The organism is Methanoregula sp. (assembly GCF_049518935.1).
Taxonomy (GTDB): Archaea; Halobacteriota; Methanomicrobia; order Methanomicrobiales; family Methanospirillaceae; genus Methanoregula.
Genome location: NZ_JBEKRH010000014.1, coordinates 66,007 through 77,386, shown reverse-complemented (window position 1 = coordinate 77,386; position 11,380 = coordinate 66,007). Strand labels below are relative to the sequence as shown.

At 56.4% G+C, this 11,380-nt stretch carries 12 protein-coding genes; 7 read left to right on the top strand and 5 right to left on the bottom strand.

Going from position 1 to position 11,380, the window contains the following annotated elements:
• Positions 1-60: 60 nt before the first annotated feature.
• The 4 genes from ABSE13_RS09535 (at position 61) to ABSE13_RS09520 (ending at position 3,920) form a co-directional block, all read left to right on the top strand.
• Positions 61-489, top strand: coding sequence for a 30S ribosomal protein S12 (locus ABSE13_RS09535; protein WP_015286779.1), 429 nt, complete (start codon positions 61-63; stop codon positions 487-489).
• A gap of 6 nt (positions 490-495) precedes the next feature.
• Positions 496-1,086 carry a 30S ribosomal protein S7 gene (locus ABSE13_RS09530; protein ID WP_424028285.1) on the top strand — a complete coding sequence of 197 codons (591 nt, stop codon included), beginning with the start codon at positions 496-498 and terminating at the stop codon, positions 1,084-1,086.
• A gap of 23 nt (positions 1,087-1,109) precedes the next feature.
• Positions 1,110-3,305 carry an elongation factor EF-2 gene (locus ABSE13_RS09525; protein WP_424028284.1) on the top strand — a complete coding sequence of 732 codons (2,196 nt, stop codon included), beginning with the start codon at positions 1,110-1,112 and terminating at the stop codon, positions 3,303-3,305.
• Between the two features lie 102 nt (positions 3,306-3,407).
• Positions 3,408-3,920, top strand: a complete 513-nt coding sequence (locus ABSE13_RS09520; RefSeq protein ID WP_424028283.1) for a GTP-binding protein — start codon at positions 3,408-3,410, stop codon at positions 3,918-3,920.
• Between the two features lie 85 nt (positions 3,921-4,005).
• Here ABSE13_RS09520 and ABSE13_RS09515 read toward each other — a convergent pair whose 3' ends face one another.
• From ABSE13_RS09515 to ABSE13_RS09495, 5 genes are all read right to left on the bottom strand, one after another.
• Positions 4,006-4,479, bottom strand: a complete 474-nt coding sequence (locus tag ABSE13_RS09515; protein WP_424028282.1) for a peptidylprolyl isomerase — start codon at positions 4,477-4,479, stop codon at positions 4,006-4,008.
• An 81-nt stretch (positions 4,480-4,560) separates the two neighbouring features.
• Positions 4,561-5,271 carry a peptidylprolyl isomerase gene (locus ABSE13_RS09510; RefSeq protein WP_424028281.1) on the bottom strand — a complete coding sequence of 237 codons (711 nt, stop codon included), beginning with the start codon at positions 5,269-5,271 and terminating at the stop codon, positions 4,561-4,563.
• 69 nt (positions 5,272-5,340) lie between these two features.
• Complete coding sequence (locus ABSE13_RS09505; protein ID WP_424028280.1) at positions 5,341-6,024, bottom strand: hypothetical protein; 684 nt, start codon at positions 6,022-6,024, stop codon at positions 5,341-5,343.
• Position 6,025: 1 nt separating this feature from the next.
• Positions 6,026-7,558: a PEGA domain-containing protein gene (locus ABSE13_RS09500; RefSeq protein WP_424028279.1), complete on the bottom strand. Its 1,533-nt coding sequence runs from the start codon at positions 7,556-7,558 to the stop codon at positions 6,026-6,028.
• Between the two features lie 55 nt (positions 7,559-7,613).
• Positions 7,614-8,795, bottom strand: coding sequence for an aminotransferase-like domain-containing protein (locus tag ABSE13_RS09495; RefSeq protein WP_424028288.1), 1,182 nt, complete (start codon positions 8,793-8,795; stop codon positions 7,614-7,616).
• A 147-nt stretch (positions 8,796-8,942) separates the two neighbouring features.
• On the opposite strand from ABSE13_RS09495, the gene ABSE13_RS09490 reads away from it, so the two are divergent.
• The 3 genes from ABSE13_RS09490 to ABSE13_RS09480 all read left to right on the top strand — a co-directional run bounded on the left by ABSE13_RS09490 (position 8,943) and on the right by ABSE13_RS09480 (position 11,379).
• Positions 8,943-9,380: a C-GCAxxG-C-C family protein gene (locus ABSE13_RS09490; protein WP_424028278.1), complete on the top strand. Its 438-nt coding sequence runs from the start codon at positions 8,943-8,945 to the stop codon at positions 9,378-9,380.
• Positions 9,381-9,521: 141 nt separating this feature from the next.
• A complete protein-coding gene (locus ABSE13_RS09485; RefSeq protein ID WP_424028277.1) occupies positions 9,522-10,763 on the top strand; it encodes an aldo/keto reductase in 1,242 nt (413 codons plus the stop codon).
• Positions 10,756-11,379 carry a TetR/AcrR family transcriptional regulator gene (locus tag ABSE13_RS09480; RefSeq protein WP_424028276.1) on the top strand — a complete coding sequence of 208 codons (624 nt, stop codon included), beginning with the start codon at positions 10,756-10,758 and terminating at the stop codon, positions 11,377-11,379. The genes ABSE13_RS09485 and ABSE13_RS09480 overlap by 8 nt, the downstream gene beginning before the upstream one ends.
• Position 11,380: the final 1 nt, after the last annotated feature.

Below are 11,380 nucleotides of genomic sequence, written 5' to 3'. Positions count from 1 at the left end.
AGTATATATCTCAGTGTGGGTTATCGATAACCACGAAAACAACTAAAACGAGGCTATTTAATGGGACAGGGTAAATTTGCAGCCAGAAAATTGGTTCGGGACTCAAATAAGTTCCGGTGGGCAGACAAGAACTACGCCCGCCGCGAGCTCAATCTCGATGTGAAGTCTGACCCCCTTGAGGGTGCGCCACAAGCGAGAGGTATCGTGCTGGAAAAGATCGGTGTTGAAGCCAAACAGCCCAACTCCGCTATCCGGAAATGCGTGCGCGTCCAGCTGATCAAGAACGGACGCCAGGTGAGCGCCTTTGCAGTCGGCGACGGTGCGATCAACTTCATTGATGAACACGATGAAGTCGAGATCGAAGGGATCGGCGGCCGTCTCGGGCGTTCCATGGGAGATATCCCCGGGGTCAGGTTCGTTGTGACCAAAGTCAATAACGTCTGTCTCCACGAAATGGTCATTGGCCGCAAGGAGAAACCGCGCAGGTGATGTGAGATGACGAACACCGAAGCAGCAACAACCGGACAGAAACTCCTGTTCAATAAATGGGATGCCTCCGAAGTCAAGGTCACAGACCCCAGCCTCATGCGCTATGTCACCCTCACCTCCATGATCATTCCCCACACCTGCGGTAAGTTCTCCCGTCAGGAATTCGGTAAGAGCAACATGATGATCGTCGAGCGGTTGATCAACCGCCTCATGCAGACCGAGAATAATACCGGAAAGAAGCAGCTTGCAATCCGGATCGTGCGGGATGCATTCGAGATTGTCAACAAGAAGACCAAACGCAACCCCATCGAAGTGCTGGTCGAGGCAATTGCCAATTCAGGTCCACGGGAAGAGACTGTCCGCCTGAAATACGGTGGCATCAATGTCCCAAAATCGGTCGACACCGCACCCATGCGCAGGGTCGACACCGCCATCGGTTTCCTCGCTGAGGCAACCCTGAAGGCATCGCGCTCCAGTAAGAAGAGCGCAAGTGCAATCCTCGCCGATGAACTGATCGCCGCCTCAAAGGGCGACATGAAGTGTTACTCGGTCGGGAAAAAGGAAGAACGCGAGCGCATTGCAAAATCCGCCCGTTAAATATCTTTTTTTGAGGTCATTTCATGTCCCGCGGCAAAAAATCGGTTGAGCGCGTAACTGAGCTCATGAAGGATCCGAAACATATTCGGAACATCGGTATTGTGGCACACATCGACCACGGCAAGACGACCCTGTCCGACAACCTGCTTGCAGGTGCCGGCATCATATCCGAAGAGCTCGCAGGCAAGCAGCTCTTCATGGACTCGGATGCCGAAGAGCAGGCCCGTGGTATCACCATCGACGCCTCGAACGTCTCGATGGTCCACGAGTACGAAGGCCAGGATTACCTGATCAACATGATCGACACGCCCGGCCACGTTGATTTTGGTGGCGACGTTACCCGTGCGATGCGTGCGGTAGACGGCGCAGTTGTACTGGTCGACGCAGTTGAAGGCACCATGCCCCAGACCGAGACCGTGCTCCGGCAGGCACTTAAGGAACAGGTGCGCCCCATCCTCTTCATCAACAAGGTTGACCGTCTCATCAATGAGCTTAAAGTCGACGAGATGGAGATGCAGATCCGGCTCGGCAAAGTGATCGACAAGGTCAACAAGCTGATCAAAGGCATGAACGAGGAAGCTTATAATAATGGCTGGAAGCTCGACGCCTCGCAGGGTACAGTCGCCTTCGGGTCCGCACTCTACAACTGGGCAGTCTCCGCACCTTTCATGAAGAAGAGTGGCATCTCGTTCAAGGTTGTGTACGACAAGTGCCGTGAAGGCGACATGAAGTACCTGGCAAAGAACAGTCCGCTCTCCGAAGTTCTTCTTGATATCGTCGTAAATCAGCTCCCCAACCCTCTCGAAGCCCAGAAGCGCCGTATCCCGGTCATCTGGCATGGAGATAAGGAGGCAAAGGAAGGCAAAGCCATGATCACCTGCGACCCGAACGGTCCGGTTACCCTGATGGTCACCGATATCTCGTTTGATCCCCATGCAGGGGAAGTCGCGACCGGCCGTCTCTTCTCCGGCCGTGTCAAGCGCGGTGACACGCTCTATGTTATGGGCTCGGCAATGAAAGAGAACCGGCTCCAGCAGGTTGGTATCTTCATGGGCCCCAAGCGTGTCGAGGTTGAGGAGATTGTGGGTGGGAACATCGCCGCAGTCACTGGCCTACGGGACGCGATTGTAGGATCTACCGTCACCAACCTCATGGAAATGACACCGTTTGAATCGCTCAAACACTACAGTGAGCCGGTCATGACGGTTGCCGTTGAAGCAAAGAACATGAAGGATCTGCCCAAGCTCGTTGAAGTGCTCCGACAGGTTGCAAAGGAAGACCCCACCCTTGGTATCGCTATCAATGAAGAGACCGGCGAGCACCTGATCTCCGGTATGGGCGAACTGCACCTTGAGATCGTCACCGGCCGTATCAAGCGTGACAAGGGTGTCGAGATCATCACGTCCGAGCCGATCGTTGTCTACCGTGAGACGGTCACCCAGAAGATCGAGGCAGTCGAAGGGAAGTCCCCGAACCGGCACAACCGGTTCTATTTCGATCTCGAAGTATTGCCTGATGAGATCGTCACCCTGATCAAAAGCGGCGAGGTCTCAATGAACCAGCCGATGCTTGAGCGCCGGGACGCGCTCATGAAGGCCGGCATGGACAAGGACGACGCCAAGAACATCAAGGACATCAAAGCGACCAACATGCTCATCGACAGGACCAAAGGTGTTCAGTACCTCAACGAGACGATGGAACTGATCATCGAGGGTATCCACGAAGCACTCGCCGGTGGCCCCCTTGCAGATGAACCGGTCCAGAACCTCAAGATGACCCTTGTCGATGTCAAGCTTCACGAGGATGCCATCCACCGCGGCCCTGCACAGGTCATCCCGGCAGTCCGCAGTGCCATCAAAGCAGGTATGTTGATCGCGGGTGATTCTCTCCTCGAGCCGATCCAGAAGATCCAGATCACGGTCCCCATGGACCAGATGGGCGCAGCAACCTCCCAGATCCAGGGACGCCGCGGCCAGGTCTTCGATATGCAGAGCGAGGGTGACACGATCACGGTTGTCGGCAAGGCACCGGTCGCCGAGCTCTTCGGGTTTGCCGGTGACATCAGGTCCGCGACTGAAGGGCGTGCGATGTGGAACACGGAGTTCGCAGGCTTCGAGCTCGTGCCCAACAACATGGTCAAGGAAGTTGTGGTGGCAATTCGCAAGCGGAAGGGCTTAAAAGAGCAGATGCCTACACCGAGTGACTATCTCGCGGTATAATTTTATCCGCCCGTCCCATTTTTTTGAGTTTTTACCGCTGCCTTTCCGTTCTCTACCAGATGACCGAAACGATAAACACTCACTCCGTCCCATTTTATCCCGATGCCGGAACCGATAAAACAGAAGATCGTCATTTTTGGTGCGTTCGGGGCGGGAAAAACCACCCTTATCAAGACAATCGATCCCAACTCCACTCATATCGAGGCGAACTGCGCGGGTGGGACAACGACTGTGGCCCTCGATTTCGGCCGCGTGGAACTGGAGGGCCGCCAGCTCCATATCTACGGGACTCCTGGGCAGGAACGGTTTGAGTTTGCCCGGGAGATCATAGCGAAAGGAATGGACGGGGCAGTTCTGCTGGTGGACGCAGGTTCACCGGTCGATGAATTCACCCGGCATCTCTATGAGTCACTGATCTCCGCAAAGGTTCCGTTCGTGGTCTTCCTCAACAAATGCGAAGGGAAGGAATCAGTTCCAACGGCCATCTCAGCAGAGTTCGGGACAACACCTGTTTGGATCGTCTCGGCTATGGAGAGGAAACCGTGCCTCGATGCCCTATGCAAGTTTACCATGACCTTACCGGCTCACGTGAACGGGCTGACCGGTAAGCGATAATTTTTTTATGGGGTCTTCTATTTCGAAGTCCTGCTAAAAAGAAGTTTACCGTTCCGGATCTTGTGCCGGCAGTGATCCTGGCATCTTATGCCATCTCGGCCTTGACGATAACAACATCCTTGAGCGGTCGGTCGCCGTGACCGGTCTTGGTCTTCCCTACCTTGTCCACTACATCCATGCCTTCGACAATCTTGCCGAAGACCGGGTGCTTGCCATCGAGGAAGTTGTTGTCCACGAGATTGATAAAGAACTGGCTGCCGCCCGTGTTCGGCCCGGCATTTGCCATCGAGATAGTGCCCCGATTATTCCGGTTGCCGGGCGAGAACTCATCCTTGATCGCGTAGCCCGGCCCGCCCATGCCGGTTCCGGTGGGGTCGCCACCCTGGAGCATGAAGCCGCTGATGACCCGGTGGAAGATCACGCCGTTGTAGTAGCCTTTCTTAACGAGGGTCTCGAAGTTCCCGGCCGTGATAGGCATGTCGGGGGCAAGGGCGATTGTGATTGTGCCCATGGTCGTATCAAGTTTCACGAGTTTGGGGGATTGCTCTGCTGCAGTCATAGCTGGTAAATGTATGGCATCTCATGATTATTCTGTGTTGTGAAAGCCCGGGCGAACCGGGGGCAGGAGAAAAAAAGTGTTTCAGACCATCACGGCATGGATGATCGTGACATTCTGGAGGGGGCGATCGTTTGAATCTGTCTGAACATTTCCGATCGCATTGACTATATCCATCCCAGCGACTACGTTCCCGAAAACCGGGTAGTGGCTGTCAAAGCCAGGCTGCAGGGCACCGTTGTTCACGAGATTGATGAAGAACTGCGATCCTCCGCTGTTGGGCTGCCCGGTGTTGGCCATAGCGATCGCGCCGGGGCTGTTCGTTTCGTTGGTTGGTTCGTCCGGGATCGTGTAGCCCGGTCCGCCCATGCCGGTACCGGTGGGGTCGCCACCCTGGATCATGAAGCCGTTGATGACCCGGTGGAAGATGGTCCCATCATAAAATCCCTTATTGACAAGGGTCTCGAAGTTCCCGGCCGTGATCGGCATCGCGGGATCGAGGGCTATGGTGATGTTGCCCATTGTTGTCTCAAGCAATACCTTCTTGCCGGATAGAACTGGAGTGGCTTTTGTGATCGCCGCGGTCGTTGACGGGGCCGCTGCCGTTGTGGATGCAGGAGCTGTTGTGACAACGGGTGTCTGGGTTGCTGCCACAGTTGTTGCTTCCGTTGTAGGGAGCGTGGTTGTAGCCTGTGTCTGTGTGGTTCCTGCAGGTGAAGATTGGGTACATCCTGCGCAGAACACAAGTGCTGCTGCAAGGAGGCCCAGGATACAAAGTGTCCGAATTGGTGACATCCTCAAACTATTGGTGCCACAGGAAAATAGAGATTACGGGGTCTCATGTCTCCCCGCTCTTGTATAAGTTCACTCTGCTTTCTTTTCAGTATCCCTGCGGCCCGTTGTACCGAAGAAGATCGCACCGACGGCGATGATCATGGAAATGATACCTGAAAGGATGATCAGCCCGCCCTTTGAGGTTGCGTCATTGTAGTCCTTTGCCGACATGTCAATGGCGAGTACAGCGACCGTGTTGCCGCTGGAATCGTTCACGGAATCATCAATTGGGGCATAGGCACTCATGAATGACCCGTATTTTGTAGTGTACGGCTGTTTCGATGCAGTCGGGCCGGAGAGGGCTGCAAAGATCTCTGCCTGGTCCGGGGCGGTTGACACTTCCCCGATCTTTGCAGAACCTTGCGGGTCCAGCGGGTAGAGATCGTCAACAAGGAACGTTGCGGTCTTGTCAGGATTCACCTTGAGGATATACGCATTGAGGATGTGATCATCCATGCTGCGCATGGTCTCCAGGTGTCTTGCCACAGAGAGATATGCCGGAGACATCTCATCACCGGGTCTGAGGCCGGCAATATCGCTGGCATTGACCTGCGTGGCCATGACGCTCACCGTGGATTTCATACCCTGCAGTGTGGCGTCCCGGAGGGCGTTCTGTTCGCTGGTATAGGCAAATGCGGTGAGTGCGCCTATAATCACGATCGCGAGGATGGCGCTCACCCAGATCTTCTTGGTTGTTGAGCATGCACTGGTCATTTCAGGATCGCCTCCTGATGGATGCACACATACCGATCACTATGGCCAGGCTCATGATGAAAACAGCGAGGGATGGTGCGGATGCGGGCGTAGGGGTTGGTGCGGGCTGCATACTGATCGCAAGTGGTGTTGTTTGCCCGGCGGTGACGGATGCCGTTGTCGAATAGTCGACATAGCCGGTATATTTCAGCAGAACCTGATGCTCTCCGGGAGCGATGCCATCGGGCATTGACGGTGTGTAGCCCTTGAAGAGGTTATCGATATAGACTTCAGCACCCGCGGGTGTAGACACGATGTTGAAGCCCCCCGTTGCCGGTACAGGTGTCGGGTTCGGGCCAACCGGTGTAAGGACTGCGTTGATCGGGGTCACGACATTTGGCTGGACATAAACGGAGTTGATCCAGTCATTGTACCCCGCAGCAGATACCTTGACGAGATGGTTGCCATTTGCCATATTATAGAGCAGGAGTGTGCCGGAAGGGGGAATCGTTCCCTGATAGTTGCTATCCGTGTACACGGATGCCCCGGGCAGGGAGGTGACTGCGATCGAGCCATAGACTGCCGGGGTCATGATCGCATTCAGTTTCTGGTTGGTATTTGCATTGACGTAGAGATTTGCCGTGTAATCGGAATATCCAGGGAGCGTGAGCCGGAACGTGTGGCTTCCCGGGAAGAGGGTGACCGTGAGCGGTACCTTCCCCTGGTACGATCCATCTACATAGACCAGTGCGTGGTCCGGGCTCGATGTAACCGTGACTGTGCCGGTACTGCGTGGTACCGGGGGGGATGGCTGCAGTGTCGGGTAGTAGGTTGCCGTCTGGCCGGCATAGACGTTGATAATCTGCGTATCGGGAGTGTACCCGTTCAGGGATGCTTTCAGGGAATACGATCCCGGCACAAGGTTCGGGATCGTGACCGGGGAGTATCCGTAAAAATTACCGTTCAGGTAGATCGCAGCGCCGGCCGGGTTCGATTGGGCATAAATAACCCCGCTCTGCACGGGCGGGATGGTAACCGTTGTCGTCGGTATCGGGTTCAGGGTCGAGTAGATCGAAACATGCTCCCCGTCGGCAGGCATGTGTGAGAGTGAACCGGACCAGGTGTTGTACCCGGCCAGAGCAACCGTCACGGTCCTGACGGGTGTTCCCGAGGGGGAAACCCCCACCGTGCAGACGCCCTGTGCAATCGTGCACTGGTAACTGCCATCGAATGACACGGAAGCGCCGTTAACATTGCAGTACGTGTCGATGTAGCCCTTCCCACCGCCAGGTGGGACGGTTGGTATGGTGATCGTAATGGTAGGTTCAGTCGTTGGTTCGGTGGTTGGGACCGTAGTAATAATTGTCGTCGGTATGGTTGTGGGCTCCGTAGTCGGAACCGTTGTTGGTTCGGGTGTGACGGATGTGACCGGTTCCACCGGCGTAGTGATGACGCCGATCGGGAAATCCTCCGCTGCGACAACCGGTGCAACTATCGCAGCACATAGGGTAATGACCACGAGTACGGCCAGGAGAATGGTAAGCGTATGTTTCACAGTATCTCTTCCTGCAAGAGTAATTCTTGAAAACCGATCTATATATAGGGTGGTTTTATTTCCCGGAAAGTCCGGCAATCACCCGCGAGAGCCGGTGCATCCCTTCCGTGATCTCCTCCTCTGTTGCTGAGGAGAAGTTCAGCCGTATCGTATCCGTCCCGCCCCCGTCAACATAGAACGGCAGGCCGGGCAGCACCGCCACCTTCTGCCTGACCCCTTCATTGAATACCTTCCGCGAGCCCAGTCCCTGCGGGAGCGTTGCCATCAGGAACATACCCCCTTCGGGATGCGTGTGGGAGACGTACGGCATCAGGTCATCGAAGAGATCGCACATCAGCCGGCACTTCCGGCCATATACTGCAACGATCTTCCGGATATTTTCGTCGAGGTCGTGAGTGGTGAGGTACCGGTGGAGGATCTTCTGGCAGAGGAAGTTGGAGTGGAGGTCTGCTGCCTGCTTGACGATATTGAACTTTGCAAGGATCTCCCGCGGGGCATACATCCACCCGATCCTCATCCCCGGGGCGACGATCTTCGAGAACGAGCCCGATATCACGGCCTGTTCGGGGAGATATCGCTTCACCGGCAGGCGGGGTTGTGCATCGAAGAAGAGCTCGCCGAACGCATCGTCCTCGTAAAAAATGGTGCCGGTGCCCGCGAGAATCTCCGCAATCGCCTTGCGTTTTTCCTGCGAGTACGTAAGGCCGGATGGGTTCTGGGAATTGGGGATCCCGTAGAAGAATCTCACCTGCGTTTCGGTGACCAGTTTCCTGAAAGCGGCAAGATCGGGGCCGTCATCTTCGAGGGGTACGGTGTCGATGACTGGTTCGTAGAGCGAAAAGGCCTCTATAGCCCCGAGATAGCCGGGCCGCTCCATGCCCACGTGGTCTCCCTTGTTGAGGAAGAGCTTGGCAGTGAGGTCGAGGCACTGCTGGGAGCCGTTTACGATCTGGATCTCATCGGCCGAGGCAATCAGCCCGAGACGCCTGCGGTACCGATCAGCGATATATTCCCGGAGCGGGAGATACCCATCGGTGGTCGTGTACTGGAGTGCTATGTGGGGCTCTCCGTCCATCACCTCGCGGGTTGCCTGCGCGATGCCCTGTGTGTCGATCAGGGCTGCCGAAGGCAGGCCCCCGGCAAAGGAGATGATGGTGGGATCGGAGGAGACCCGGAAGAGTTCGTCGAGAAAGGACTCCGGAGCCCGGGCCACCCTGTCTGCAAATCTGTACTGTATACTATCACCCCGGGGACTTGCCAGTCCCCGTTGTCCTGCCGGTGCATTGGATGCGGCGGAAGAAAAATATACGGGCCGGCCCTGCCTGAACACCGGTGATCCTGCTGCCCTGCGAACTCTTTTGTGTCCCGGGAGTGACCGGTATGCATGGCAACCAAGGGAGACGATGCAGCAGGTCTCTTCCTGAACGGCTGGTCCTGTTCTCAGGCTGTATGCGGTGCGTTTGCAGATGACTTCGGTATCGACAGGAAGACCGCCCTCCGCCTCTCCTGCGCCCTCGGGGGCGGGATGGGGCACACAGGGAACACCTGCGGAGCGGTGACGGGTGCCCTGATGGTGATCGGGATGAAATACGGGCGGACCTCCCTCGATGATCTTGCGGCAAAGGATAAGACATACGAGGTGACAGAGAAGTTCATGAAGGAATTCAAACGCAGGAACCATTCGGTGAACTGCACCGAGCTGATTGGGCACGATCTCTCCGACCCGAACCAGCTGGCGGCGGCCCGGGCAAAGAAACTGTTCCACGCGAAGTGCGCGAAGTTTGTCGGGGATGCGGGGGAGATCCTGGAATCAATCCTCTGATTTTTATTCGCGAGACGTCACCTTCCTGTTGTGTTCTCCCGCGCTGGATCGCTGGTAACCAGGTTTCTTTCTTTCCGCAGGATTATTATAACAATGCCCTCTAACATATTGACTGACTAGTCAATTTACCTGGTGTTGTTCATGTTATACCGAACTGTTCCAAAGACCGGTGACAATCTCTCAATCCTCGGCTTCGGCTGCATGCGCTATCCCTCCACCCGGACCGGAGGAGTGGATGAAGGGCGGGCGATCCGGCAGATCCGGCATGCAATCGATGCCGGTGTCAACTACTTCGACACGGCCCCGCTCTACCACATGGGGAAGAGCGAGCAGGTGCTGGGCAAAGCCCTTGCCGGCGGGTATCGTGAAAAAGTGCGGATTGCCACCAAATTACTTCACCTCTCGGTCTTCGAACGGGGAGATATGGACCGGATCCTGGACGGGCAGCTCTCGACCCTCCGGACCGATCATATCGATTACTATCTCCTTCACAGCCTTGCCGGGGCGAGTTTTGAGAGGATGAGAAACCTCGGTGCGCTTGAATTCCTTGATGCCGCAAAAAAAGACGGGAGGATCATCAATGCGGGCTTCTCGTTCCACGGAAACGCGGAGGACTTCAAAGGGATTGTGGATGCGTACGACTGGCAGTTCTGCCAGATCCAGTATAACTTCCTTGATGAGCAGAACCAGGCAGGAACGGAAGGCCTGCGCTATGCGGCATCGAAAGGACTTGCAGTCATCGTCATGGAACCGCTCCGCGGCGGCAACCTTGCCGGCAGGATACCGGACGCAGTACAGAAGATCTGGGACGAAGCGCCGGTGAAACGCTCTCCCGCTGAGTGGGGCCTGCGCTGGGTCTGGGATCATCCCGAAGTGACAGTTGCCTTGTCCGGAATGAATGACGAGGTCCACATCGATGAGAACCTCAGGATTGCCGGGGAGGCACTCCCCGGCTCACTCAGCCCGGAGGAGCGTATGCTCATCGACCGGGTCCGGGACGAGTACCGCCGGCTCATGAAGGTCGGGTGCACCGGCTGCGGGTACTGCATGCCCTGCCCCTTCGGCGTGGACATCCCCGGCTGTTTTGCCGATTACAATACCAGTGCCCTCTTCCCCCACGACCGGGCCGGGAAGTTCCAGTACATCGGCCACCACGGCGGCCTCATGGGCGGGAAGTCGTATGCCGGGCTCTGCCGGCAGTGCGGGAAGTGCCAGAAGATCTGCCCCCAGCACCTGCCCATCCCCGGGCTGATGAAGGATGTCTCAAAGGAGATGGAAGGCATGATGGGTGTCATGGTCCCGGTTCTGAAGGGCCTGCTCTGGTGTTCCGGCAAACTCGGGAAGGTAAAACGGGCGATCACGGGAGAGACAGCCCATGCCTGATCCGGGAAACGAGAAGCAGGAAGCGATCCTGGATACCGCCCTCATCCTGTTTACGGAACGGGGCTTTTTCGGGACGCCGACCTCGATGATCTCGAAGGAAGCAGGGGTCGCCACCGGCACCCTCTTCTTCTATTTCAAAACAAAAGAAGATCTCATCGACACGCTCTACCGCCGGATCAAGGAGGAGGCGGCACAGGCAATGTGCCGGGGGATGGATAAGGAGAAGGGCACGAAGGCCAGGATCCGGCGCCTAGGGATCAATGCGGTCGAGTGGGGGAGCCAGTATCCTGCAAAGATGAAGTTCATGGAGCAGTTTGCCCACTCCCCGTTTGTATCCACCACAGCGCAGGAGGAGGGTATGTCCCATTTCCTCTTCCTGCAGGATCTTGTACAAGAAGGGATCCGCGAGGGAGCGATACGGGATCTCGATCCCCCGCTTCTCTTCTGCATGATGGCTTCTTCCCTCTCCGGCCTGATTGCCCGGGTCTCAATGACGGACGATCCGGCAGAGCGTGGGGCGATCATAGAACAGGGGCTGGACATTGTCTGGAACGGGCTGAAGGCCGAAGGCAAGACCCGGGTGAAGAGCAGCACAAGAAAACAGGGAAAGGAGTGAT

Coding starts and splice junctions, on each gene's coding strand:
- ABSE13_RS09535 (WP_015286779.1), top strand. CDS start 61: ATGGGACAGGGTAAATTTGCAGCCAGAAAATTGGTTCGGGACTCAAAT.
- ABSE13_RS09530 (WP_424028285.1), top strand. CDS start 496: ATGACGAACACCGAAGCAGCAACAACCGGACAGAAACTCCTGTTCAAT.
- ABSE13_RS09525 (WP_424028284.1), top strand. CDS start 1,110: ATGTCCCGCGGCAAAAAATCGGTTGAGCGCGTAACTGAGCTCATGAAG.
- ABSE13_RS09520 (WP_424028283.1), top strand. CDS start 3,408: ATGCCGGAACCGATAAAACAGAAGATCGTCATTTTTGGTGCGTTCGGG.
- ABSE13_RS09515 (WP_424028282.1), bottom strand. CDS start 4,479: ATGACTGCAGCAGAGCAATCCCCCAAACTCGTGAAACTTGATACGACC.
- ABSE13_RS09510 (WP_424028281.1), bottom strand. CDS start 5,271: ATGTCACCAATTCGGACACTTTGTATCCTGGGCCTCCTTGCAGCAGCA.
- ABSE13_RS09505 (WP_424028280.1), bottom strand. CDS start 6,024: ATGACCAGTGCATGCTCAACAACCAAGAAGATCTGGGTGAGCGCCATC.
- ABSE13_RS09490 (WP_424028278.1), top strand. CDS start 8,943: ATGGCAACCAAGGGAGACGATGCAGCAGGTCTCTTCCTGAACGGCTGG.
- ABSE13_RS09485 (WP_424028277.1), top strand. CDS start 9,522: ATGTTATACCGAACTGTTCCAAAGACCGGTGACAATCTCTCAATCCTC.
- ABSE13_RS09480 (WP_424028276.1), top strand. CDS start 10,756: ATGCCTGATCCGGGAAACGAGAAGCAGGAAGCGATCCTGGATACCGCC.